This is a genomic window from Volucribacter psittacicida (genome assembly GCF_004339025.1).
GTDB lineage: Bacteria > Pseudomonadota > Gammaproteobacteria > Enterobacterales > Pasteurellaceae > Volucribacter > Volucribacter psittacicida.
The window spans coordinates 79,566-103,418 of sequence record NZ_SMFT01000002.1; the positions used below are offsets into that span (position 1 = coordinate 79,566).

The 23,853-nt window shown below is 38.2% G+C and carries 26 protein-coding genes; 20 read left to right on the forward strand and 6 right to left on the reverse strand.

All coding sequences use genetic code 11. The features are described 5' to 3' along the window. Positions 1 to 28 precede the first annotated feature (28 nt). Positions 29 to 2,692: a pyruvate dehydrogenase (acetyl-transferring), homodimeric type gene (aceE, locus tag EV694_RS03670; RefSeq protein ID WP_132689457.1), complete on the reverse strand. Its 2,664-nt coding sequence runs from the start codon at positions 2,690 to 2,692 to the stop codon at positions 29 to 31. A gap of 494 nt (positions 2,693 to 3,186) precedes the next feature. Between aceE and coaBC the strand changes: the two genes are divergently transcribed. From coaBC to cpdA, 9 genes are all read left to right on the forward strand, one after another. After that, positions 3,187 to 4,401 (forward strand): bifunctional phosphopantothenoylcysteine decarboxylase/phosphopantothenate--cysteine ligase CoaBC, encoded by a 1,215-nt coding sequence (gene coaBC / locus EV694_RS03675; protein ID WP_132689459.1) that lies wholly within the window; start codon positions 3,187 to 3,189, stop codon positions 4,399 to 4,401. Between the two features lie 12 nt (positions 4,402 to 4,413). After that, entirely contained in the window at positions 4,414 to 4,869 is a 456-nt protein-coding gene (gene dut / locus EV694_RS03680) for a dUTP diphosphatase (protein WP_132689462.1), read from the forward strand. Continuing rightward, on the forward strand, positions 4,869 to 5,477 hold the full coding sequence (gene slmA, locus EV694_RS03685; protein WP_132689465.1) for a nucleoid occlusion factor SlmA: 609 nt from the start codon (positions 4,869 to 4,871) through the stop codon (positions 5,475 to 5,477). Before dut ends, slmA begins: the two co-directional genes overlap by 1 nt. A gap of 20 nt (positions 5,478 to 5,497) precedes the next feature. Beyond that, positions 5,498 to 5,716 (forward strand): YheU family protein, encoded by a 219-nt coding sequence (locus EV694_RS03690; RefSeq protein WP_132689468.1) that lies wholly within the window; start codon positions 5,498 to 5,500, stop codon positions 5,714 to 5,716. A 32-nt stretch (positions 5,717 to 5,748) separates the two neighbouring features. Then, the gene (gene crp, locus EV694_RS03695; protein ID WP_132689471.1) at positions 5,749 to 6,483 is read left to right on the forward strand and encodes a cAMP-activated global transcriptional regulator CRP; all 735 of its coding nucleotides are present in this window, start codon (positions 5,749 to 5,751) and stop codon (positions 6,481 to 6,483) included. 124 nt (positions 6,484 to 6,607) lie between these two features. Further along, on the forward strand, positions 6,608 to 7,363 hold the full coding sequence (locus EV694_RS03700; RefSeq protein ID WP_132689474.1) for a class I SAM-dependent methyltransferase: 756 nt from the start codon (positions 6,608 to 6,610) through the stop codon (positions 7,361 to 7,363). Positions 7,364 to 7,395: 32 nt separating this feature from the next. Beyond that, complete coding sequence (locus tag EV694_RS03705) at positions 7,396 to 8,106, forward strand: 4'-phosphopantetheinyl transferase family protein (RefSeq protein WP_132689476.1); 711 nt, start codon at positions 7,396 to 7,398, stop codon at positions 8,104 to 8,106. Positions 8,107 to 8,142: 36 nt separating this feature from the next. Further along, on the forward strand, positions 8,143 to 8,766 hold the full coding sequence (gene nudF, locus EV694_RS03710) for an ADP-ribose diphosphatase (protein ID WP_132689479.1): 624 nt from the start codon (positions 8,143 to 8,145) through the stop codon (positions 8,764 to 8,766). Positions 8,767 to 8,974: 208 nt separating this feature from the next. Then, the gene (gene cpdA / locus EV694_RS03715; RefSeq protein WP_243645971.1) at positions 8,975 to 9,808 is read left to right on the forward strand and encodes a 3',5'-cyclic-AMP phosphodiesterase; all 834 of its coding nucleotides are present in this window, start codon (positions 8,975 to 8,977) and stop codon (positions 9,806 to 9,808) included. Positions 9,809 to 9,936: 128 nt separating this feature from the next. On the opposite strand, the gene xerD is transcribed toward cpdA, so the two are convergent. The 3 genes from xerD to EV694_RS03730 are packed head-to-tail and all read right to left on the reverse strand — an operon-like array spanning position 9,937 to position 11,997. Continuing rightward, positions 9,937 to 10,830: a site-specific tyrosine recombinase XerD gene (gene xerD, locus EV694_RS03720; protein ID WP_132689482.1), complete on the reverse strand. Its 894-nt coding sequence runs from the start codon at positions 10,828 to 10,830 to the stop codon at positions 9,937 to 9,939. Positions 10,831 to 10,872: 42 nt separating this feature from the next. After that, a complete protein-coding gene (locus EV694_RS03725) occupies positions 10,873 to 11,568 on the reverse strand; it encodes a CidB/LrgB family autolysis modulator (protein ID WP_132689485.1) in 696 nt (231 codons plus the stop codon). A 12-nt stretch (positions 11,569 to 11,580) separates the two neighbouring features. After that, positions 11,581 to 11,997: a CidA/LrgA family protein gene (locus tag EV694_RS03730; protein WP_132689488.1), complete on the reverse strand. Its 417-nt coding sequence runs from the start codon at positions 11,995 to 11,997 to the stop codon at positions 11,581 to 11,583. 69 nt (positions 11,998 to 12,066) lie between these two features. On the opposite strand from EV694_RS03730, the gene EV694_RS03735 reads away from it, so the two are divergent. From EV694_RS03735 to secF, 9 genes are all read left to right on the forward strand, one after another. Next, positions 12,067 to 12,612 carry a thermonuclease family protein gene (locus tag EV694_RS03735; protein ID WP_132689491.1) on the forward strand — a complete coding sequence of 182 codons (546 nt, stop codon included), beginning with the start codon at positions 12,067 to 12,069 and terminating at the stop codon, positions 12,610 to 12,612. A gap of 3 nt (positions 12,613 to 12,615) precedes the next feature. Next, a complete protein-coding gene (locus tag EV694_RS03740; RefSeq protein ID WP_132689494.1) occupies positions 12,616 to 13,821 on the forward strand; it encodes an aminotransferase class V-fold PLP-dependent enzyme in 1,206 nt (401 codons plus the stop codon). After that, positions 13,818 to 14,213 carry a SufE family protein gene (locus EV694_RS03745; RefSeq protein ID WP_132689496.1) on the forward strand — a complete coding sequence of 132 codons (396 nt, stop codon included), beginning with the start codon at positions 13,818 to 13,820 and terminating at the stop codon, positions 14,211 to 14,213. Before EV694_RS03740 ends, EV694_RS03745 begins: the two co-directional genes overlap by 4 nt. Positions 14,214 to 14,308: 95 nt before the next feature. After that, entirely contained in the window at positions 14,309 to 15,022 is a 714-nt protein-coding gene (gene cobB / locus EV694_RS03750) for a Sir2 family NAD+-dependent deacetylase (protein WP_132689499.1), read from the forward strand. A 627-nt stretch (positions 15,023 to 15,649) separates the two neighbouring features. Further along, a complete protein-coding gene (locus EV694_RS03760) occupies positions 15,650 to 16,162 on the forward strand; it encodes a hemerythrin domain-containing protein (protein WP_132689502.1) in 513 nt (170 codons plus the stop codon). Between the two features lie 15 nt (positions 16,163 to 16,177). Further along, the gene (locus EV694_RS03765; protein WP_424580042.1) at positions 16,178 to 16,390 is read left to right on the forward strand and encodes a sulfurtransferase TusA family protein; all 213 of its coding nucleotides are present in this window, start codon (positions 16,178 to 16,180) and stop codon (positions 16,388 to 16,390) included. 133 nt (positions 16,391 to 16,523) lie between these two features. After that, positions 16,524 to 16,823: a preprotein translocase subunit YajC gene (gene yajC, locus EV694_RS03770; RefSeq protein WP_132689508.1), complete on the forward strand. Its 300-nt coding sequence runs from the start codon at positions 16,524 to 16,526 to the stop codon at positions 16,821 to 16,823. Between the two features lie 27 nt (positions 16,824 to 16,850). After that, a complete protein-coding gene (gene secD / locus EV694_RS03775; protein WP_132689510.1) occupies positions 16,851 to 18,698 on the forward strand; it encodes a protein translocase subunit SecD in 1,848 nt (615 codons plus the stop codon). 15 nt (positions 18,699 to 18,713) lie between these two features. After that, positions 18,714 to 19,685 (forward strand): protein translocase subunit SecF, encoded by a 972-nt coding sequence (gene secF / locus EV694_RS03780; RefSeq protein WP_132689513.1) that lies wholly within the window; start codon positions 18,714 to 18,716, stop codon positions 19,683 to 19,685. 362 nt (positions 19,686 to 20,047) lie between these two features. On the opposite strand, the gene hflC is transcribed toward secF, so the two are convergent. Beyond that, a complete protein-coding gene (gene hflC / locus EV694_RS03785; protein WP_132689515.1) occupies positions 20,048 to 20,938 on the reverse strand; it encodes a protease modulator HflC in 891 nt (296 codons plus the stop codon). Continuing rightward, entirely contained in the window at positions 20,938 to 22,179 is a 1,242-nt protein-coding gene (gene hflK, locus EV694_RS03790; protein WP_132689517.1) for an FtsH protease activity modulator HflK, read from the reverse strand. Before hflK ends, hflC begins: the two co-directional genes overlap by 1 nt. A gap of 202 nt (positions 22,180 to 22,381) precedes the next feature. Here hflK and EV694_RS03795 point away from each other — a divergent pair, with 202 nt between their 5' ends. Together EV694_RS03795 and EV694_RS03800 are read left to right on the forward strand one after the other, a co-directional pair. Next, positions 22,382 to 23,152 (forward strand): amino acid ABC transporter substrate-binding protein, encoded by a 771-nt coding sequence (locus EV694_RS03795; RefSeq protein WP_132689520.1) that lies wholly within the window; start codon positions 22,382 to 22,384, stop codon positions 23,150 to 23,152. Next, positions 23,136 to 23,852: an amino acid ABC transporter permease gene (locus EV694_RS03800; RefSeq protein ID WP_132689522.1), complete on the forward strand. Its 717-nt coding sequence runs from the start codon at positions 23,136 to 23,138 to the stop codon at positions 23,850 to 23,852. The genes EV694_RS03795 and EV694_RS03800 overlap by 17 nt, the downstream gene beginning before the upstream one ends. Position 23,853 lies beyond the last annotated feature (1 nt).

Below are 23,853 nucleotides of genomic sequence, written 5' to 3' on the forward strand. Positions count from 1 at the left end.
TCTAATAAACTAAAAAACAAATTTCAGATTATGCGTAAAGTGGGTTAATTTTATCTGCATCAATACCATATTTGGCAATGGCATCAGCAACCACTTTCTTATCAAGCGTACCTTGTTTAGCAAGCTCCGTTAAGGCTGCAATCACAACGTAATGCGCATTTACTTCAAAGTGCTCGCGTAAATTCTCACGACTATCAGAACGTCCGAAACCATCGGTTCCTAATACACGATAACTTTGGGCAGGTACATAAGCACGAACTTGCTCAGCAAAGAGTTTCATATAGTCTGTTGCTGCTACTGCTGGTGCATCATTCATAACTTGTGCAATATAAGGTACACGATTTTCTGCTTCAGGATGCAAGAAATTATAACGATCAGCATCCGCACCTTCACGCGCTAATTCAGTAAATGAAGTGACTGAATACACATCTGAAGTCACGCCATATTCATCAGCGAGTAATTTCGCCGCTTCACGTACATGGCGTAAAATCGCTCCTGAACCTAATAACTGAACTTTACCTTTACCTTGACCATTTACTGTTTCAAATTTATAAATCCCTTTACGGATACCTTCTTCAGCACCTTTTGGCATAGCTGGTTGATCATAGGTTTCATTTAGAGTGGTGATGTAATAATACACATCTTCTTGTGCTTCACCATACATACGGTTTACGCCATCTTGCATAATTACCGCCACTTCATAAGCAAAAGCTGGATCATAAGAAATACAGTTAGGGATGGTTAAAGATTGAATATGGCTATGACCATCTTCGTGTTGTAAACCTTCACCATTTAAGGTAGTACGTCCTGAAGTTCCACCGATCATAAACCCTCTTGCACGCTGATCGCCTGCTGCCCACATTAAATCACCCACACGTTGGAAACCAAACATCGAGTAATAAATAAAGAATGGGATCATTGGCACATCATTAGTAGAGTAAGAGGTTGCTGCCGCAAGCCAAGATGCTGTAGCACCTTGTTCATTAATTCCTTCTTGTAACACTTGACCATCAATCGCTTCACGATAATAAGCCACTTGCTCACGATCTTGTGGAGTATAGTTTTGTCCATGTGGATTATAGATACCAATTTGACGGAATAAGCCTTCCATACCGAACGTACGAGCCTCATCAGCCAAAATAGGCACAATATGTTTACCCACAGATTTATTTTTCAAGAAGATATTTAATGAGCGAACAAACGCCATTGTGGTAGAAATTGGGCGAGCTTGTGCTTCAAATAATTGTGCAAAATCTTCCAAAGCGGGCACTTCCAACTTCTGAGTGAATTTCGGCAAACGTGTTGGTAAATAACCATTTAATGCCTGACGGCGTTCATGTAAATATTTATATTCTTCTGAACCTTCTTCAAATTTAATGTATGGTAATTTCTCAATTTCTTCATCAGAAACAGGGATATTGAAACGATCACGCACATATCTCACGCCGCTCATATCCATTTTTTTCACTTGGTGAGCAATATTACGTCCTTCTGCCGCTTCACCCATACCATAACCTTTAATGGTTTTCACCAATAACACCACAGGTTTATCTTTCACTTGTTTTGCTTTATTAAATGCTGCAAACACTTTTAATGGATCATGACCACCACGATTTAATGCCCAAATTTCATCATCAGTCATTTCTGCCACTAAAGCCGCGGTTTCAGGATAACGACCGAAGAAATGCTCACGCACATAAGCACCATCTTTTGATTTCAAGGTTTGATAATCGCCGTCAACCACTTCCATCATTAATTGTAATAATTTACCCGAAGTATCACGTTGCAATAAACGATCCCAACGACGCCCCCAAATCACTTTGATTACTTCCCAGCCAGCACCATTAAACAAGCCTTCTAATTCTTGAATAATTTTGCCATTCCCCGTTACAGGACCATCTAAACGCTGTAAGTTACAGTTAATAACGAAAACTAAGTTATCTAATTTCTCACGAGCTGCGAAAGAAATGCCGCCACGAGATTCAACTTCGTCCATCTCACCATCACCAAGGAACGCATAAACGGTTTGATCCGAAGTATCTTTTAAACCACGATGATGTAAATATTTTAAGAAACGTGCTTGATAAATGGCATTCAATGGCCCTAACCCCATTGATACCGTTGGGAATTGCCAAAATTCTGGCATTAATTTCGGGTGCGGATAAGAAGATAAACCTTTACCATGCACTTCTTGACGGAAGTTATCAAGTTGTTCTTCCGTTAAACGCCCTTCTAAAAAGGCACGAGCATAGATCCCCGGAGAGATATGTCCTTGGAAAAAGACTAAATCACCACCATTTTTCTCTGTACGCGCTTTAAAGAAATGGTTAAAACATACTTCATAGATCGTTGCGGCTGATTGGTAGGAAGACATATGTCCACCTAATTCAAGATCTTTCTTAGAAGCACGTAATACAGTCATAATCGCATTCCAACGAATGGCACCACGAATACGACGTTCTAAATCAAGATTTCCCGGATAATTAGGCTCTTCTGAAGTGGGAATAGTATTAATATAATCGGTAGTTGTTCCTGTTGGTAAAGCAACATTATTAGCACGAGCATGCTGCATCACTTGCTCAATAATAAATTGTGCTCTTTCAACACCTTCTTCGCGAATTACTGAATCGATTGCCAACAACCAATCGTTGGTTTCAATCGGATCCACGTCATGCTTAACCATATCTGACATGGGCATTTCCTTTTTTTAAGTTAAAAGTTACTATTTAACCCGAAGATTAAATAACCAATAAATAACTAATTCTGTTCATCACAATAAGATTAATCAAACGGATTAATTACCTTACTGTTCAACCTAAGTGCGGTGTTAAATCAAACTGTTTTGTAACAATCAATTTAACAATTAATATAAATTTTATTAAATTTTTTGAAATAAAGATAGAAAATTTTTGCCGTTAAAATAGCAAATTTTCCTCTTTTTGTCTATTTTTAGCGTGATTTCTCATTCTATGCTCCTTAATTCATATTTTTTCAAGAAAAATAATATCCTATCTCTTTTCTTATTCTATTAATATCCGTTTTAATATATCAATAAACACAGTACAAATTTTTAATAGAAATTTCCTGTTAAACCATTATGTTATCAGAATAGAGAAACATTATTTATTTTGAGAAAAACAAAAATTTCCAGTAAAATGACCGCACTTTTTTGAGGATCAAAACATCATGGCAGATAAACTGAAAAAACGAATTGTTGTGGGGATTACGGGTGGAATCGCCGCCTATAAGAGTATTGAACTTATCCGTTTATTGCGTAAAGCTGAAGCGGAAGTAAGGGTGGTTTTAACGCCAGCGGCAGAGGCTTTTGTTACGCCACTCACCTTACAAGCCATTTCTGGTAATGCGGTGTCCACCAGTTTGCTTGATCCTCAAGCGGAATTAGCGATGGGACATATTGAGTTAGCCAAATGGGCGGATTATGTTGTGATTGCCCCAGCCAGTGCCGATTTTATTGCTCGCTTAAATGTGGGTATGGCTAACGATTTGTTATCTACCCTTTGTCTTGCTACTTCTGCCCCGATTTTACTTGCCCCAGCGATGAATCAACAAATGTTTGCCCAAGCCATTACGCAAGCGAATTTAGCTCAATTAGTGGCACGAGGAATAGAGATCATTGGACCTGCAATCGGGGAACAGGCTTGTGGCGATATTGGTGCGGGGCGTATGTCTGAGCCTGATGAGATTTTTGTGGCTTTACAACAATTATTACAGCGACAACAAGACTTAACTGAATTAGGCGTTGTGATTACTGCAGGCCCAACAAGAGAAGCCATTGATCCTGTTCGTTATATTAGTAACCATAGTTCGGGTAAAATGGGATTTGCCATTGCACAAGCCTTTGCTGAGCGTGGTGCTAAAGTCAGTCTTATTGCTGGTCCAACTGCGTTACCAACCCCTAACCATGTACATCGTATTGATGTGGAATCCGCACAGCAAATGTGGCAACATAGTCTAGCCTTAGCCACTCAAAATCATATTTTCATTGGTTGTGCCGCTGTAGCCGATTATCGCGTTGAGCAAGTGGCAAAGCAAAAAATTAAGAAATCTGCAGAAAATGATGAAATGACGCTGAAATTAGTCAAAAATCCCGATATTATTGCCGATGTTGCACAGCTTGCTCCGCATCGCCCTTTTACGGTGGGCTTTGCGGCAGAAACACAGCACGTCGCTGAATATGCACGTGATAAATTGCAACGCAAAAAACTGGATATGATTTGTGCCAATGATGTTTCTGTTCAAGGGCAAGGCTTTAGCGCCGAGCAAAATGCCTTACATTTATTTTGGCATGATGGCGATAAACAACTTGCGTTGAGCCATAAAAATCTATTAGCCAAACAATTAGTAAATGAAATTTTACAACAATATCAACGATCGCAATGAGAAGAGTAAATTATGCAAAAAATTGATGTAAAAATTTTAGATCCTCGTTTAGGAAATGAATTTCCTTTACCTACCTATGCTACGTCAGGCTCAGCAGGATTAGATTTGCGTGCTTGCCTTGAGCAGAGTTTAACCGTTCCCGCTGGAGAAACCGTTTTAATTCCTACGGGCTTATCTATTTATATTGCAGATCCAAATTTAGCCGCAGTGATTTTACCTCGCTCAGGTTTAGGGCATAAGCATGGTATTGTGTTGGGTAATTTAGTGGGATTGATTGATTCTGACTATCAAGGACCTTTGATGGTGTCATTATGGAATCGGAGTAATGAACCTTTTACCATTGAAGTTGGTGATCGTATTGCTCAGCTTGTTTTTGTGCCTGTTGTACAAGCAGAGTTCAATATTGTTGAAGACTTTCGTCAAACCGAGCGTGGCGAAGGGGGCTTTGGACATTCTGGAAAACAATAATGGCTGAACAAACACAAACAACAAAAAGAACCAAAAAAGAACGGCAACAACAAGTGCTAACGGTGCTCACTCACTTGTTGCATTCTGAACGTGGTATGGAGCGGATAACCACCGCACGTTTAGCTTCAGAAGTGGGCGTTTCAGAAGCGGCGTTATATCGCTATTTTCCAAGCAAAACGAAAATGTTTGAAGCATTAATTGATTCCATTGAAGTTACGTTACTCAGTAGAATTAATCAATCAATGAAAATGCAAACCAATACTATGGAGCGTGTTAAAGATATTATGCAAATGGTATTGGACTTTGCCCGTAAAAATCCCGGTGTAACTCGTATATTAACGGGGCATGCTTTGATGTTTGAAGAAACAGCGTTGCAATTACGCGTAGCGCAATTTTTTGATCGGTTGGAGTTCCAATTTACCAATATTTTGCAAATGCGTAAATTGCGTGAGGGTAAAGCCTTTTTAGTTGATGAGCGTATCATTGCTTCACATTTAGTCACCGTTTGTGAAGGGCAATTTATGCGTTATGTTCGATCAAATTTTCGTTATAATTCAAGCCAAAGTTTTGATCAACAATGGCGTTTTATTGAATCATTATTTGCATAGTTGTAGAATAGGAAAGCACGATGATTATTCCTTGGCAAGAGTTAGATGAACATACTTTAATTAATATTATAGAAAGTTTTATTTTGCGTGAAGGAACTGATTATGGAATGGAAGAATTACCGCTAGCAACAAAAAGAGCGACATTATTGGCAAAAATCAAGCAAGGTGATGCAATTATTGTTTGGTCAGAGTTGCATCAAAGTGTTGATATTAAAGATAAGTCAGCGTTTCTAGGTTAATTTAAATTAGGACATTTTTCGTCGAGGTATTTATGCAAGGACCTGCACAACAAACGCAGCAACAAGGTTTACCAACGCAAGAGGGGCAAGAACAGCAACCTCAAACGTTAGAGCAATCCAAAGAACAAACTCAAGCTACAGAACCTTATCAGCCATCAGATCCTGTACTAACGTGGTTTCTTTCCCATTGTCATATCCATAAATACCCTGCCAAAAGCACCTTAATTCATGCGGGCGAAAAAGCGGATACTCTATATTATTTGATTAAAGGCTCGGTCGCTGTGTATGCTAAAGATGAAGAAGGCAAAGAAATGATTTTATCTTATTTAAGTGAAAATAATTTCTTGGGGGAATTAGGGTTATTTGATAAAAGTGAAGAACGCACCGCTTCTGTTAAGGCAAAAACACCTTGCGAAATTGCCGAGATTTCCTATAAAAAATTTCGTCAGTTAATTCAAATGAACCCTGATATTCTTATGTATTTAACGGCACAATTAGCACGCCGTTTGCAAAATACGTCCAAACAGGTAACAAACCTTGCTTTCCTTGATGTCACAGGGCGTATTGCTCAAACCTTATTGCATTTAGCTCGTATGCCAGATGCGATGACACACCCGAGAGGAATGCAAATTAAAACCACACGTCAAGAAATTGGGCAAATGGTAGGTTGCTCTCGAGAAACCGTAGGGCGTATTTTAAAAATGCTTGAAGAACAAGATCTTATTTCTGCTCATGGTAAAACAATTGTGGTTTATGGCACAAGATAAGAAAAAAGTGCGGTCAAATTTACCGCACTTTTTCTTTTTCCCCTACTCACTTTTGTTTATTTAATAGGAATGATTTTTATTTATAATAATCACAACAGAATAATCAATTATTGAGGAGAGAAAAATGAAAAAAGATGAAGTTGGGCATAATTTTCTTGCACGTTTAGGGAAAACTCGTTTGCGTCCTGGTGGTAGAAAAGCCACAGATTGGTTAATTGCTAATGGGGATTTTAATGCAGACAAGAAAGTGCTTGAAGTGGCTTGTAATATGGGCACAACCGCCATTGGGCTAGCACAACAATTTGGCTGCCATATTGAGGGCGTGGATTTAGATGAAAATGCCCTTGCTAAAGCACAAGCCAATATCGCCAGCCATCATTTACAAGATAAAATTCACGTTCAACGGGCTAATGCCATGAAATTACCTTTTGATGACAATAGTTTTGATATTGTGATTAATGAAGCTATGCTAACTATGTTGCCTTTGCAAGCTAAAATCAAAGCAGTGACCGAATATTATCGTGTGCTAAAACCCAATGGTTTTTTATTAACCCATGATGTGATGCTTACCTCGGAAAATTCAGCAGATATTATTGCTCAATTACGCGATGCCATTAATATTACTGTGACACCTTTAACCAAAGAAGGCTGGAAATCTGTATTTGCGGATTGTGGTTTCCGTAATATTGACACCTATTCAGGCAAAATGACTTTATTATCTCCCGCAGGAATGATTTATGATGAAGGGATACTCGGCACCTTTAAAATTATTAAAAATGCCTTAAAATCCGAAAATCGTGAAACCTTTAAGAAAATGTTTAAAACCTTTAATCATCCCGATAATAAACTCAATTTTATTGCGGTTTGTAGTCAAAAATAACCTCAAGCCCCGTTTAACGGGGCAATATTATAATGTCCACGATTATTCTTTACGCCAATATTCAAGATAGCTTTCCTTTTGAACGCATACCGTCCTCCTTATTACAAGAACGCCTATGCCAGCCAGCCCCTACGCATAATTTACGTTTATGGCGTAAATATCAAGGACGTAGAATGGCACATTTTTTATTATGGCAAGGCTTACAATACTTACAATCGGATCCGCAATTATTAAGCCAAATAACTATTGCCCATAACGGCAGACCGCAATTTGCCGACAACGGCATTGATTTTAATATTAGCCATTCTGGCGATTGGGTTGCCCTCATTATGCAGAAAAAAGCCAAAAGTGCGGTAGGAATTGACATTGAATTTGTACAAAAACCTCGAGATTATTTGGCATTAATGCATTATTTTTCCCCCAATGATGAGTTGGCTTGGTTTAAACAGCAAATCAATGCCGAACAAAGTTTCTATCGTTGTTGGTGCTTGCGTGAGGCCATACTCAAATCACAAGGTGCAGGCATTGCCCATTTATCCGAAGTACAACATTTTCCACAACAAAGGATTTTACGCTCCGCTTATTGTCCTCAAGGCAATCTATTATATAGCCAACAATTTCCTTTTTACTTAGCTGCATTTAGCAATGAAGATATACAACAAGCCATATTGCTACAATGGCAACATAACCAATTACAACCAAAATCCCTGCTTAATCCCATTTATTATCAGGTTAATCCTTAATAACCCTATAAAATCTAAACAAATACTGGAGTAACAATGACATCAACATTTAGCCAACAAGATATTGAAATTATCCGCCGAGATACGGTTTATCAAGGCTTTTTTACCATGCAAAAAATTCAATTTCGCCATAAGCTATTTAACGGAGGAATGAGCGAGATTGTGACCAGAGAATTATTAAATAAAGGACAAGCAGTTGTGGTTATCGCTTATGATCCCAATAGGGATAAAGTAGTTATGGTGGAACAAGTGAGAATTGGGGCTTATATTCCTAATGGCACAGGCTCCCCTTGGTTATTAGAAATGATCGCAGGAATGATTGAAAAAGACGAAAATCCCGAACAAGTGGCGATCCGCGAAGCAAAAGAAGAAGCAGGCATAGAATTAGAACATTTAGATTATTTATTCAGTGTTTGGGATAGCCCTGGCGGCGTTTCAGAACGTATTCACTTTTTTGTTGCCAAAGTGGATGCCACCAAAGCGAAAGGTATTCATGGCTTAAAAAATGAAAATGAGGATATTCGTGTTCAAGTATTGGATCGCAATACCGCTTATCAAGGTATCGCCTCAGGACATATTGATAACTCTCTTGCGGTAATGGGATTGCAGTGGTTACAACTGCATTATTCAGAATTACAGCATAAATGGCTAGAAAAATAACATATCACCTACTTTTTTGTTCAAAAAATATGATCTTGTTAGCATTTTTTAATTTTGCTTGCTGTATTTTTTGCAGGTAACTAAATTTCCATCAAGGTTGTTCACTATAATCGGTCAACTATAAAATAATACAGCATTGATCGCCTTTTAAGTGGAACAACTATATTCATAATGTTTTTATTTATTTTGTTTGTGTTAGGAGTCTAACTTGGAAAATTTATTTTCATTGGATACCGCAGCAGGATCGGTAATTAGACTATTACAAATAACTGATCCTCATTTATTTGCTGATACAAATTCAGAACTATTGGGCATAAATACCTTTGCCAGTTTTCAACAAGTCTTAGCCGAAATTAAGCAACGCAACTTTGCCTACGATCTTATCTTAGCAACAGGCGATTTGGTGCAAGACAACAGTGAACAAGGTTATTTACATTTTTGTCAAAGCATTAAGCAATTAGACAAAATCTGCTTTTGGATCCCGGGTAACCACGATTTACAGCCTAAAATGCGAGAATTGCTTAATCAAAGTCATGGCAATATTCACCCAGCTAAACATATTCTCCTCGGCGATCAATGGCAAATTTTATTATTGGATAGCCAAGTTTTTGGTGTCCCCCATGGCGAACTCAGCCAATACCAACTTGATTGGCTACAACACACCTTAACCGCATACCCAGAGCGATATAGCTTAATTGTGTTGCATCACCATTTATTATCAACCAATTCTGCTTGGCTTGATCAACATAATTTACGTAATAGCCAACATTTAGCGGATATTCTCGCCCCCTTTAAACAAATTAAAGGCATTTTGCATGGACATATTCATCAACAAGTTGATAGTCAATGGCAAGGCTATCCTGTGATGGCTACCCCGTCCACCTGTATTCAATTCAAACCAGATTGCAACCAATTTACCCTAGATACCTTGCAACCGGGCTGGCGAGAATTAACATTGCACCCAGATGGAACAATAACAAGCCAAGTCCATCGTATCCAACAAGCCCAATTTTTGCCTAATATGCAAGAAGAAGGCTATTAAAAAGGAACAAGGGTTATAGTGGTTCAATTTAAAATAATACAGCGAGACCTTTAACGCTGTATTATTTTTTTGGAGGAGAATGACAAAATAGTGGCTAATAATGATTTTCTTAAATTGTTAATAATTTCTTATCCCCTTGGGTGAAAACGTTCATGTAAACGCTTCAAACGCTCTTTAGCGACATGGGTATAGATTTGCGTTGTGGATAAATCACTATGCCCTAATAACATCTGTACAACACGCAAATCAGCACCATGATTAACCAAATGGGTGGCAAACGCATGGCGTAACACATGAGGAGATAATTGCTCCGTATCAATCTGAGCTAACACCGCATAATGTTTAACCCGATGCCAAAAAGTTTGCCTCGTCATCTGAACGCCTAAACGACTAGGAAATAACACATCAGAACTCTGCCCATTTAATAAATTTCCTCGCCCATAACTCAGAAACGCATTGATCCAATGCACCGCCTCCTGCCCCATCGGTACTAAGCGTTCCTTATTCCCCTTACCAATGACTCTTACAATCCCTTGACTAAGACTAATATTATCCATTTGCAAAGAGACCAATTCCGTTACACGCAATCCTGTGGCATACAATAACTCAAGCATTGCCTTATCGCGCAACTCCAACGGAATTTCTACATTAGGCGTATTTAATAAATCTGTAACTTGCTGCTCCGATAAATATTTGGGTAAACGACTCGGCAATTTAGGCGAATTTAACACCGCACTTGGATCATCTTGACGATATTTTTCACGATACAAATACTGAAAAAATTTGCGAATGCTACTTAGCATACGTGCCATTGAAGTAGATTTATACCCTTGTTGTAAACGCTCCCCTAAAAAAGTTTGTAAATCAACGCTATCCAATTCCAATAAACTATGTTTATGACTTTTAAGCCAAAGCAATAATGCCTGTAAATCTAAACGATAAGAAACGATCGTATTCTGTGACACCCCTTTCTCTAAGTATAAATCTGTTAAAAATTGCTCAACTAAATGGTTTTCTTGCATAGTTTTTTCCAATATTATTAATCATTTTTTGAACATTTCCTATTAAAATCCTAAAGTACAAACCACCCTAAACATCAACGGAGCAAGTAAAGAGCTCATTATGCCACATAATACTAATGCTAATGAACTATAGCTGCCAGCTTTAACGTCTTCTTGCATTGCGGTGGCAGTGCCTAGGGCGTGGGCTGTAGAGCCTAATGCGAGTCCAATAGATTCAAGATATTTAATCCGCATTTTACGCAAAATTAAATAACCAAAAACCGAGCCGATTAAACCAGCAATAACGACACTGACCGCCGTAAGGGCTACGACACCGCCAATATTGTCAGCCACTTCCATTGCTATTGGGGTTGTTACGGATTTTGGTAAAATGGTGGCGATAATATCTGGGCTTGCGCCTAATAGTAAGGCAACGATTGCACCGCTTAACATTGCGACAATAGTAGCGAGTAAGCTAATCAATAAAATGGCACGCCATTGTTTACGAATTTGAGGAAGCTGTTCATATAAGGGTAAAGCGAGTGCCACGACACCCAATGATAAGAGATGGTTTAAGGGGGCATTGCCTGCCATATAATGATCATAGGAAATGCCTGTTAATAGTAGAATCGCAATAAGAAAGAGGACACTTAAGACAAAAGAGTTAAAAATGAGTGATTTCCAATGGCGATTAATTTTGACCGCAAGTGCAAAAACTGTAATAGTGAGTAAAGTATAAACATAAATGAGATATTCCATTTTTCTTTTTCCCTATTTGGCAGTTAATTTTAAGCGTCTTTTTAACACTTTTTTTCTAAGATGTTTAAATGATGTGCGAGAAAACACATAATCTGAAAATAAGCCAATAAAAATTAGGGTAATTATCGTGCTAACAATATTGGGAATGAGTAAGGCTTTGGCTTGGGAAAATAATAAATCGGAATATTTTATCACGCCGACACTGACGGGGATAAAAAGGAGTGCCATATAGCGAATAAATAATCCTGCACCAAAATAAAGCCAGTCTAATTGGATAATTTTCAAGCATAATGCCATAAACAAAAGTAATAATCCCCAAATACTGGCAGGGACACCAATGGGAACAAGGTAAGCAATCGCCTTGCCTAAAAAGAACATAAGATATAAAATCGCCAAGGAACGACATAAATCAAGGATTTTTCTTTTCATTGAAACACCTTTAAAAAATCTTGATAAATTTTATAAAATAATTTTACTCTTATTTTGGTATTGATGTGAATGCTATTACAGAAATTTTTGATCTTAATTAAATCTTTTCGCCCCTTTGCTTTTTATTCTCATTGTTTATTGATCGGCTTATGCTGTGTGATAACACATACCGCTTTCGCAAATCGGCAAATACAATGTTATGTTGTTAAAATATCCGATGGCGATACCTTTAGTTGTTTATTGGCGAATAATAAAACCATCAAAGTAAGGCTGGCAGAAATTGATGCCCCTGAACGTAAGCAAGCCTTTGGTAATAAAGCACGTCAAACTCTCGCACAATTCATTTATAAAAAACAGGTCACCTTATCTATTACAGGTTATGATCGTTATCAGCGTACTTTAGCGACGGTGTACAATCATCGAGGACAAAATATTAATTTAATGATGGTACAACAAGGTATGGCATGGGCTTATCATCAATATGTACGCGATCCTGCTTATTTTAAAGCACAACAACAAGCCCAACATAAAAAAGTGGGGTTATGGCGAGATAAATCGCCTCAACCACCGAGCCTTTGGCGTCAACAACAAGCAAAGAAAACGAAAGGAAAATAAACTATGCAATTTGATGTTGAACAGTTTCGTCAGCATTTCCCTTATTTACAACAAAATCAAACCACAAGTTATTTAGACTCAGCGGCGACCAGTTTAAAGCCACAAGCATTAATTGATGCCACAGTGGCTTTTTACCAATCTGCGGGATCTGTACATCGCAGTCAATATGATGAACAGCAAACCTACCTCTATGAGCAAGCTCGTCAACGCTGTGCGGATTTTATTGGGGCAGAAAGCCCTCAAGCCATTATTTGGACCTCAGGCACAACGCAAGCCATTAATACGGTGGCGTATGGATTATTACCACAATTACAAGCTGGCGATGAAATTATCATCAGCGAAGCGGATCATCATGCCAATTTTGTTACTTGGTCAGCCATTGCGAAAAAGTGCGGTGCAAAATTAATTATTTTATCTTTACAAGAAAATTGGCTCATCGATCCGCAACAATTAAAACAAGCCTTAACCTCACGTACCAAGATCGTTGCCCTGAATTATATTTCAAATGTGACAGGCACAGAACAACCGCTCAATCAACTTATTCCGATTATTCGTGCCCATTCACAAGCCTTTATCCTTGTTGATGCCGCACAAGCCATCAGCCATAAACCGATAAATTTAGCGGAACTCGATGCCGATTTTCTAGCATTTTCTGCTCATAAACTGTATGGTCCTACTGGGCTTGGCGTGTTAAGTGGTAAATTAAGCAGCCTCGATGTATTACAACCATTATGCTATGGCGGCAAAATGATTGAAAAAGTGTCTAAACAACATATTGGTTTTGCACCATTGCCTTATAAATTAGAGGCAGGTACCCCTAATATTGCCGCCGTAATAGGATTTAATGCGGTACTCGCTTGGTTAGCACAATTTGATCTTCATCAAGCGGAACAACATAGTATTGCCCTTGCTCAACAAATCAAAAATAAACTCGCCCAATATCCTGCTTGTCGTTTATTTAATTCGCCTCAGCCAAGTACGGTGGTTTGTTTTATTTTTGAACATATTCATTGTGCCGATTTAGCCACCTTACTCGCAGAACAAAAAATTGCGTTACGCAGCGGAGAACATTGTGCTCAACCTTATTTAGCCCGGCTAGGACAATCCGCCACATTGCGTCTATCCTTAGCCCCTTATAACCACCAACAGGATATTGAACGCTTCTTTGTCGCCCTAGAAAAAAGTTTACAACTATTAGAGGAAGTATGAATCTCATTGAACAAATTCGCCAAGCAGAAAACTGGGAAACACGCTATCGTTTAATTATTCAAGCGAGCAAGTATTTACCTCGCCCTAGCCAAGAAGAATTAGCACAAATGCAAGAAATCTATGGTTGCGAGGCTAAAGTATGGTTTAAATTTATTGCAAAAACTGACCGCACTTTTCAGTTTACCGCCTATAGTGAAGCAAGAGTCATTAACGGTTTATTATGGATACTTTTACAAGCCATCACACCACAAACTGCTGAACAGTTACGCCATTTTGACCTCAACGCTTACTTTACTCAACTGGGTATTGCTCAACGACTAAGCCATACAAGGCTAAATGGGTTAAAACAGATTGAAAAAATTATTCAGCAGTTACCTACCCATTTACTTTAAGATATTTGTTGTTTCATTTTGAGATAGCACTATGTTATGGATTATCTTATTTTAAAGTGAGACAATTCAATAATGATAAAAAATAGGAGAAAATCATGATTGCCAAAGTCGTCATCTTAACAGGTGCAGGCATTTCTGCGGAATCTGGTATAAAAACTTTTCGTGCCAATGATGGCTTGTGGGAAAATCATCGTATTGAAGATGTCGCCACGCCAAAAGCCTTTAAACGTCGTCCCCAATTAGTTCAAGATTTTTACAACCAACGGCGGCGCCAATTATTAAGCCCAGAAATCCAACCGAACCCAGCCCATTTTGCCTTAGCAAAATTAGAACAAACCCTTGGCGACAATCTCCTTATTATTACGCAAAATATAGATAATCTACATGAACGTGCAGGCAGTAAAAATATTCTTCATATGCATGGCGAATTATTAAAAGCACGTTGTATCGGATCAGGCAAAGTTTATCCTTGGCAAAAAGACATTACTGAACAAGATCGTTGTACTTGCTGCCAACCACCTCGTCAATTACGTCCGCATATTGTTTGGTTTGGCGAAATGCCATTGTATATGGAGAAAATTTATCAAGCATTAGCAGAATGTGATTATTTTATTTCCATTGGTACCTCTGGCAATGTTTATCCTGCAGCAGGATTTGTAAAAGAAGCCAATTTACAAGGTGCAATAAGCATTGAATTAAATTTAAAAAAAAGCCAAGGTTATAGCGCCTTCAAACAAGCTATATACGGAAAAGCCAGTGAAGTTGTTCCTACTTTTGTTGAAGATTTGTTACAAGATTTAGAAAATTGAGAATTAAGATCCACCAATATATCCGTCAAGTTATCTGAACAAGGCAATACTGCCCGTATATATTTCTTAATATTTGCCCAAGTTCGCTCAATGGGATTGAGTTCTGGTGAATAAGATGCCAGAGGCAAAATATAATGTCTACGCTTATTCACTATGGCTGCAAAATAGCCATTCTATAAAAATACGCATTATCTAAAATAATGACTGCTTTTTAAGTTACCAGTTGTACGGATAATATAAGATTTACCTCTTTGTGCATACGCTCTGTTATCATACATTTTAAAGCCGTACAAATGGCATTCTGACTACACCTAAATGCTGTGCCTACTGCCATTGATAATCATCGGGATAATCTTCAACATCGGCTTTAAGGCACTCGCTATCAATCATATCAGGTTTAACAATACATTTCTTTCGTTAAGAGTTTTTCTTCCATCTCTGGATGGTGTAGATACTGGAAACTCTTGTACCAATTCTCGAAATATTGTAGCGTATTTAATTGGATTTTATATGAACCATATAGCGAACGACTATACCCCTAAAGATCATTTGCATTACAAAGTGTTTGCGATTAAGCTGATTTCGTTTTTTCTGTGAATATTTTGCTTGTCATAGAGAGGAGGAATGATGCAATTCTTTGAGCCACAACAATTTGCCAGTTGGCAAGATCCTATTGAAATGCTTTATGCTTGTCATAGTAAAGTGAAAAAATTTTGTCGCCAATTAGCGATTTTACCAGATTATTTAAGCAAAAATGGGGTAAATCAAGCGGTAAAAAATGATGTTCGGCAAATTTTGACCTATTTTAATCAATCTGCCCCTTTGCATCATGATGATGAAGAGCGAGATTTTTTTCCTGCCTTAGTGAAACATCAGCCTCAAGCTCAACAGCGTATTAATGAATTAGCTGAGCAACATCATCAATTACACCAGAATTGGGCATTATTGTCTGTGCAGTTGGAGCAATTACTCGGCGGCGAAAGAGAACAGGTGGATCAAGTGTTAATTGATAATTTTATTGCAGGTTATGATACTCATATTGCTATTGAAGAGCCTTTGTTTGAATTAGGTAAACAATATTTGTCTGAACAAGAGTTAAAGGCGATGGGAGCGGTGATGGCAAAGCGGCGTGGAGCATAACCTAGATGAATAATTATGCAATATCAGCTTGATTTACGCCAATATCATTGTCCTTTGCCGTTATTAATGACTAAACAGGCTTTAAATCGCCTTAATGTGGGCGATGAGTTAATTTTATGGTTAAATTCAGTCAGTATCGTGCAGGATTTTGTGTTGTTATGCCAAGAACGTGGCGATGAGTTACAAATCATTAGTGAGCGGGAAGTGAAAATTCGTAAAATTTATTGAAAACTGACCGCACTTTTTTAAATATCTTTTTCACATTCAATGGATTTTATGCTATTTTTAGCGGACGATTTTTTCGTTAATATTTTTATTCATCTATTTTTTATTACAATTTATTATTAAGAGGAATTTCATCATGAATGAAGCACAAGGCGGCGGAATGTCAATGATTTTAATGTTGGTTATTTTTGCGTTAATTTTCTATTTTATGATTTATCGTCCACAGGCGAAACGCAATAAACAACATCGTGAGTTAATGGCATCTTTAGGGAAAGGTGAAGAAGTGCTAACATCGGGCGGTTTAATTGGTAAGATTACCAAAGTTTCTGCTGAGAATGACTCTGTGGTGATTGCCTTAAATGAAAACAATGAAGTGACTATCAAAAAAGATTTTATTGTTGCTGTATTACCAAAAGGCTCTATTAAATCTCTCTAATTAATTTCTTTTCCGCAAGGGAAGTCTATGTTAAATCGTTATCCTTTATGGAAGAATCTAATGGTGATCCTTGTGATCATCATTGGTGCTTTATATGCGCTTCCAAATCTTTACGGCGAAGATCCTGCCGTTCAAATTTCTGGCACAAGAGGACAAGCTGCTAATGAGGTAACCTTAAGTGAAGTACAAAAGGTACTGCAACAAAATCACTTAACGGCGAAATCTATTGTGTTGGAAAACAGTTCAATTTTGGCACGTTTTGCTAATACCGATGAACAATTACTGGCGAAAGATAAAATTGCTGAACAACTAGGCTCAGATTATTCGGTGGCGTTAAATCTTGCTCCCGCAACCCCAACTTGGTTACAAATGATTGGGGCTAATCCAATGAAGTGGGGATTAGATTTGCGAGGTGGTGTTCGCTTCTTGATGGAAGTGGATATGAATACTGCATTGACGAAGCTACAAGAGCAATTACAAGATCATTTACGCACCGAGTTACGTCAGCAAAAATACCAATATACGGCTATTCGTAGCACAGATGATTTTAGTACCTTGGTAACCTTAGCTAATGCAAACCAGCTTGATGATGTGGTGCGTTTTTTACGCCGTCAACATACTAACTGGGACGTACGTCGTTTAAATGAGAATAGTATTATTTTGAGTATGTCGCAAAATGCCTTGATTGCAGCAAGAGATAATGCGGTAGAACAAAATATTGCGATTTTACGCAAACGGGTTGAGGAATTAGGGGTATCAGAACCCGTTATTCAGCGACAAGGTGCGGAACGAATTGTGGTGGAATTACCAGGGGTGCAGGATACCGCACGGGCGAAAGAGATTCTTGGTGCAACCGCAACCCTTGAGTTTCGTATGGTAAATCAATCTGCCAATATTGATGGTGCAGTGCGTGGCTTATTATCTTCAGATTCTGAAGTGAAATATAGTCGTGATGGTGCACCTGTTGTGTTATTTAAGCGTGCGATCCTCGGTGGTGAACATATTACTGATGCGACATCAAGTAGTGATGAATATGGTCGCCCACAAGTGAATATTTCCTTAGATAGCGAAGGGGGCAACTTGATGTCCAATGCCACGCGTTCTGCTATTGGTAAGCCTATGGCAACACTTTATAGTGAATATAAAGACAGTGGCAAAAAAGATGCTGAAGGGAAAACCATCTTAGAAAAACACGAAGAAGTGATTAATGTGGCAACAATTCAAGCAAGACTAGGTAACTCATTCCGTATAACAGGTATAAATAGCCCAGCGGAAGCCCAAAATCTTGCGGTGTTATTGCGTTCAGGCGCATTAATTGCACCTATTCAAATTGTGGAAGAGCGGACTGTAGGCCCATCATTAGGAGCACAAAATGTAGAACAAGGGATTCAAGCGGGCTTTTGGGGCTTGTTGATTACCATTGTCTTTATGGCGTTTTACTACCGTAAATTTGGTATGATTGCTAACCTTGCTTTAGTGTGTAACTTGGTGATTTTAATTGGCTTAATGTCCTTATTGCCAGGTGCAACCTTGACTATGCCGGGGATTGCGGGGATCGTGTTATCCGTAGGTATGTCCATTGATGCTAACGTCTTGATCTTTGAACGGATCAAAGAAGAAATTCGTAATGGACGTTCGGTACAACAAGCCATTAATGAAGGGTATAATGGGGCATTTACCAGTATCTTTGATGCGAATTTAACTACCATTCTTACGGCTATTATTCTTTATGCCGCGGGATCAGGCCCAGTCAAAGGTTTTGCCATTACCCTTGCCCTAGGTGTAGGAATTTCAATGTTTACCGCAATTACAGGAACGCGTGCTTTAGTCAACTTCCTTTATGGTGGTAAACGCATTAATAAATTATCCATTTAGCGAAAGGACAAGATTGTGAGTTTATTAACAGATAAAAATGAGCCAATCAAAGAGATACAGGGTATCAAACTTCGCTATGGCTTAATTAACTTTATGAAATATCGGATTTGGGGATATGTGGTATCAAGTATCGTTATCCTGGCTTCCTTATTTTTCATTTTTACCAAAGGTTTTAATTGGGGCTTAGATTTTACAGGTGGGACAGTGATTGAAATGTCTTTCTCTCAACCTGCTAATATTGAGCAAATTCGTGCCACGTTACAACAAAATCAAATTAATAGTGCGACAGTGCAAACCTCTGGCAGTGTGCGTGATATTATGATTCGCTTACCTGCTTCAGTCAATGATCCTAATATCGGCACAACCATTAGACAAATGATGCAACAGCTTGATCGAAATGTGACAGTGAAAAGCATAGATTTTGTTGGTCCTAATGTTGGGGAGGAACTCACACGTTCGGCAATTTATGCAACCCTAGCGACCCTTGCTATGTTGCTAATTTATATTGGCTCACGCTTTGAATGGCGTTTAGCATTAGGTGCTGTGCTGTCCCTTGCCCACGACGTAATTATGACCTTAGGTTTTTTTGCCTTCTTCCAAATAGAAGTGGATCTAACTTTCGTAGCAGCCATTTTATCGGTGGTAGGCTATTCCTTAAATGACAGTATCGTGGTTTTTGACCGAGTAAGGGAAAATCTCAGAAAAATTAGACGTGTAGAAGTTTTTGATATTATTAATGTCTCCTTGACACAAACCTTATCAAGAACCCTAATGACATCTATTACCACCTTATTTGTGGTGTTAGCCCTTTATATTTTTGGTGGACCAACTATTCATAGTTTCTCTTTTGCCCTACTTATCGGGATTGGTTTTGGTACTTATTCATCTATTTTCGTTGCCATTGCCCTTGCTTATGACTTTGGCTTAAAACGTGAACATATGTTACCACCGAAAGTCAATAACGATGAGGTTGATGAATTGCCGTAATGGTAATATAACCAAAAGTGCGGTCTATTTTTAATAAATTTTATTAAATCTGTAACCTAAGGTTGCAGATTTTTTTATATAATCGTTTTAGTTTAAAGTAATACAGCGTTGATTTGTACTGTATTCGAGTATCGCCTTGTCTTATTTAACTATAAAAAGGGGTATAATGGACAAAATCCCACATTTTTGTCCATTACACCCAATAATTGCATAAACCTAAAAATACTAAATTATACAGATGACAGATAAAATAGAGAAAAGTACATTTTTTATTTTAGTGATTATGTGGCGATTTTTAATGGTTTTTACTATATATTTTTCAAAAAATAACCGCACTTTTTAGTGCGGTTATCTATCTTAGATTACTTCTTCGGCGCTTGCATAAAGCGGAAGAAATCGCTATCAGGTTTTAAAATCATAATGTTATTATCATCAGCTTTAAAACTTTTCTCATAGGCTTGTAAACTACGAATAAAGCGATAAAACTCTGGTTCTTGGCTAAAAGCATCTGCATAAATTTTAGCGGCAGCGGCATCGCCAGTACCTCGTAATTCTTGTGCCGTTCTATTTGCATTAGCAAGAATTAATGTGACTTTACGATCTACGTCAGCCTGAATAAAGGCGGCTTTTTCTTTACCTTGTGAACGATGTTCTCTTGCCACTGCATCACGTTCTGCGCGCATCCGTTGATAAATAGAAGAAGACACTTCGTCAGGTAGATTGATTTGTTTAACACGCACATCAATGACTTCAATCCCTAATTCTGATGTACTATCCGCACCAGTATTCAAAGCCCGTCTTGCGCCTGCCATTAACTCACCACGTGTGCCAGAAACAATATCTTTAATGGTTCTTGAACCTATCTCAGAACGTAAACGATCGTTAACTTTACGGCGTAATAAATTCGCAGCTTGTGAGTAATCACCACCCCCTGTGGTGGTATAAAAGCGTCCAAAATCACTAATTCGCCATTTTACATAAGAATCTACCCAAAGATCTTTTTTCTCTACGGTAACAAAACGATCAGGTTGTCCGTCTAAAGTTTGAATACGTGCATCAAGAATTTTTATGCTATCAATAAAAGGGGTTTTAAAATGTAAGCCCGGCTCATAAACCACGACTTTATTATCCGCATCACGATGCACTTTACCAAAACGTAACATAATGCCTCGTGATCCCTCTTGGACAATCACGATACTGGAATATAAAAGGGCAAGAATAATGAGAATAATTGGCGTTAGAAATTTACGCATTAGTTAAATCTCCCTTGTCGTGTAGTGTTACGTTGTTCGATGTTTGATGACGAAGAGGTTTGGGATACCTCAGATTGATTTAATGTTGCTCTTGACTGAGGCTGATTTTTTGTTTGCTCAGTATTTTCAGGGCTTGATGGTTCATCATTTTTCCCTTTTTTACCCTGTAAAATTTGCTCTAATGGTAATACCGTTAAATTATTGCCATTATTGCTGTCTAACATCACTTTTGGTGTGTTTGCCATCACTTTTTCTAAGGTTTGAATATATAAACGTTCACGCATTACCTCAGGTGCTAAGCGAAATTCTGGTAATAAGCGAGTAAAACGTTCAACTTCCCCTTGTGCATCTAACACCACTTGGTCTTTATAAGCGGTTGCTTGCTCAATCATACGTTGTGCTTCACCACGAGCAATAGGTTCACGCTCTCTGGCATAAGCCTCAGCTTCTCGGATGTAACGCTGCTCATCTTCTTGTGCTTTAATCGCATCATCAAAAGCCGCTTTGACTTCTTCTGGTGGACGAGCTGATTGGAAGTTCACATCAATAATGCTTAATCCCATATCATAAGGTTTAATAATATCTTCTAATGAACGCCAAGTATTTTCTCTTACCACTGAACGCCCTGTGGTTAAAATATCGTCCATCGGCATATGTCCAATCACATAACGCAATGCACTATCCGTAGCTTGATTTAAGCTATCATCTGGTTTTGTGACACTAAAGAGATATTTAGCGGGATCTTGGACACGATATTGTACGGTCATTTCTACTTTGACCATATTTTCATCTTGGGTAAGCATAGAACCTTGAGTTCTTAATTCATTAACACGTTCAACATTGACCGCTTGTACCTTATCAATAAAAGTCGGTTTCCAATTTAAACCGGGTTGAACGATATTATGGAGTTTACCAAAACGGGTAACAACACCACGTTCCGCTTCTTTAATGGTATAAAGTCCACTTAATCCCCACACCACAACACCAATAACCACCATAACAGGCAAGAGTTTAGTAAATTTTATATTGCCACCGTTGTTATGAGAGGAATTTTTTTTATTTCCCCCCAATTTTTTCAGTAAATTGCCAAAAATTTCTTCTAAATCAGGTGGGTTTTGCTCATTGCGAGAACGATTTTGGTTTTGCCAATTGTTGTCGCTATTGTTATTTTGTTCAGGCTGTTGCCCATTTTTTTGCCCCGGCTTTCCCCAAGGATCTTGATCTGACATAACATTCTCCATTTATTGCAGATAAGGGATAGATTTGGTTACAAAGTCTAAACAAAATAGCGGATAAAGTCTAATAAAAATAATATGTTGGTGAAGATTTAATAATAATATAACAAATTTTTATAACAAATAAGGTATTGTTCTTGTCTTAAAAGAATATTCTCTTTTATAATGCCCCTCACTCTCAAATTATTTTCGTTATAAAGGAGAAAAAATGAAATTACTTGCCAAAACTTTATTAGCCAGTTTAGCTTTCGCTTTTGGGGTACAAAGTGCGAATGCTTCTGCACTCGCTGAACAATTAGAAAAAACCAAAACAATTCGTGTGGGAACAGAAGGCACTTATGCACCTTTTACCTTTCATAAAGAGGGTAAACTCACTGGTTATGATATTGATGTGATGAATGAAGTGGCTAAACGTTTAGGTTTAACCGTTGAATATAAAGAAACCCAGTGGGACGGTATGTTTGCAGGTTTAAATGCAAAACGTTTTGATGTAATTGCGAACCAAGTGAGCCCAAATCCAGAGCGTGAGAAAAAATATGTGTTCTCTGCACCTTATAATGTGTCTCGTGCGGTCATTGTAACACGAGCAAACAATGACAAAATTCAATCATTTGCGGATTTAAAAGGGCTAAGATCAGCCCAATCAGCCACCAGCAATTATACAGAATTGGCGAAAAAATATGGGGCAAACTTAGTGACCGTAGATAGCTTGGCACAAAACTTAGAATTAGTAAAACAAGGGCGTGTTGATGCCACTGTAAATGAACAAATTGCGGTGTTAGATTATTTTAGTAAACACCCAAATTCAGGCTTAAAAATCGCAGTAAAAAATGAAGATACCATTGGTTCAGCCTTTACTTTCCTAAAAGGCAATGAAGATGTCGCTGAACAATTTAGCCAAGTGCTAGCACAAATGCGTGAAGACGGCACATTAAAAGCCCTCTCGATTAAGTGGTTCGGCGATGACATTACTGAATAATTTTCTTGCCCAATTACCTTTTATGAATTCAGAACGAGCCGATCTGGCGATCAGCTCGTTTTTGCCAATGTTACAGGCCACCATCGCAAATACCATTCCCCTTGCCATACTTTCTTTTGTTGGGGGCTTAATCATTGCAACCCTTGTTGCCTTAATTCGCACCACGCCAGCAAAATCTAAAATACATAAAATATTGACCGCACTTTGCCGTTGCTATATCTCCATTATTCGAGGCACGCCGTTATTAGTGCAAATTTTTATTATTTTTTATGGCTTACCTAGTTTAAATATTGTGCTTGATCCTTTTCCAACCGCCGTTATTGCCTTTTCATTGAACATTGGTGCCTATGCGGCAGAAATTGTGCGAGCCTCAATTTTAGCGATACCCAAAGGGCAATGGGAAGCCTCTTATGCCATTGGAATGAATTATCGCCAAGCCTTTGTGCGAACCATTATGCCGCAAGCTATGCGAATTTCTGTGCCACCATTATCCAATACCTTTATTAGTACAGTCAAAGATACCTCCCTTGCGTCGTTAGTCTTGGTTACTGAGCTTTTTCGCGTGGCACAAAATATTACCGCCAGCAGTTATGAATTTATCCTAATTTATAGTGAAGCGGCGTTAATTTATTGGCTGGTTTGTTTCGCTCTCTCCATTTTACAAGAACGGCTAGAAATTCGACTTTCTCGTCATCTTTAAT

Bases quoted from the DNA above. Each gene is read 5' to 3' on its own strand.
- EV694_RS03800 (WP_132689522.1), top strand. From the start codon at position 23,136: ATGACATTACTGAATAATTTTCTTGCCCAATTACCTTTTATGAATTCA.
- yajC (WP_132689508.1), top strand. From the start codon at position 16,524: ATGAATGAAGCACAAGGCGGCGGAATGTCAATGATTTTAATGTTGGTT.
- crp (WP_132689471.1), top strand. From the start codon at position 5,749: ATGCAAGGACCTGCACAACAAACGCAGCAACAAGGTTTACCAACGCAA.
- EV694_RS03760 (WP_132689502.1), top strand. From the start codon at position 15,650: ATGCAATTCTTTGAGCCACAACAATTTGCCAGTTGGCAAGATCCTATT.
- EV694_RS03730 (WP_132689488.1), bottom strand. From the start codon at position 11,997: ATGAAAAGAAAAATCCTTGATTTATGTCGTTCCTTGGCGATTTTATAT.
- slmA (WP_132689465.1), top strand. From the start codon at position 4,869: ATGGCTGAACAAACACAAACAACAAAAAGAACCAAAAAAGAACGGCAA.
- EV694_RS03745 (WP_132689496.1), top strand. From the start codon at position 13,818: ATGAATCTCATTGAACAAATTCGCCAAGCAGAAAACTGGGAAACACGC.
- EV694_RS03700 (WP_132689474.1), top strand. From the start codon at position 6,608: ATGAAAAAAGATGAAGTTGGGCATAATTTTCTTGCACGTTTAGGGAAA.
- EV694_RS03735 (WP_132689491.1), top strand. From the start codon at position 12,067: ATGCTATTACAGAAATTTTTGATCTTAATTAAATCTTTTCGCCCCTTT.
- EV694_RS03765 (WP_424580042.1), top strand. From the start codon at position 16,178: ATGCAATATCAGCTTGATTTACGCCAATATCATTGTCCTTTGCCGTTA.
- cobB (WP_132689499.1), top strand. From the start codon at position 14,309: ATGATTGCCAAAGTCGTCATCTTAACAGGTGCAGGCATTTCTGCGGAA.
- hflK (WP_132689517.1), bottom strand. From the start codon at position 22,179: ATGGAGAATGTTATGTCAGATCAAGATCCTTGGGGAAAGCCGGGGCAA.
- dut (WP_132689462.1), top strand. From the start codon at position 4,414: ATGCAAAAAATTGATGTAAAAATTTTAGATCCTCGTTTAGGAAATGAA.
- aceE (WP_132689457.1), bottom strand. From the start codon at position 2,692: ATGTCAGATATGGTTAAGCATGACGTGGATCCGATTGAAACCAACGAT.
- EV694_RS03705 (WP_132689476.1), top strand. From the start codon at position 7,396: ATGTCCACGATTATTCTTTACGCCAATATTCAAGATAGCTTTCCTTTT.
- EV694_RS03740 (WP_132689494.1), top strand. From the start codon at position 12,616: ATGCAATTTGATGTTGAACAGTTTCGTCAGCATTTCCCTTATTTACAA.
- EV694_RS03725 (WP_132689485.1), bottom strand. From the start codon at position 11,568: ATGGAATATCTCATTTATGTTTATACTTTACTCACTATTACAGTTTTT.
- EV694_RS03795 (WP_132689520.1), top strand. From the start codon at position 22,382: ATGAAATTACTTGCCAAAACTTTATTAGCCAGTTTAGCTTTCGCTTTT.
- hflC (WP_132689515.1), bottom strand. From the start codon at position 20,938: ATGCGTAAATTTCTAACGCCAATTATTCTCATTATTCTTGCCCTTTTA.
- coaBC (WP_132689459.1), top strand. From the start codon at position 3,187: ATGGCAGATAAACTGAAAAAACGAATTGTTGTGGGGATTACGGGTGGA.
- secD (WP_132689510.1), top strand. From the start codon at position 16,851: ATGTTAAATCGTTATCCTTTATGGAAGAATCTAATGGTGATCCTTGTG.
- nudF (WP_132689479.1), top strand. From the start codon at position 8,143: ATGACATCAACATTTAGCCAACAAGATATTGAAATTATCCGCCGAGAT.
- EV694_RS03690 (WP_132689468.1), top strand. From the start codon at position 5,498: ATGATTATTCCTTGGCAAGAGTTAGATGAACATACTTTAATTAATATT.
- xerD (WP_132689482.1), bottom strand. From the start codon at position 10,830: ATGCAAGAAAACCATTTAGTTGAGCAATTTTTAACAGATTTATACTTA.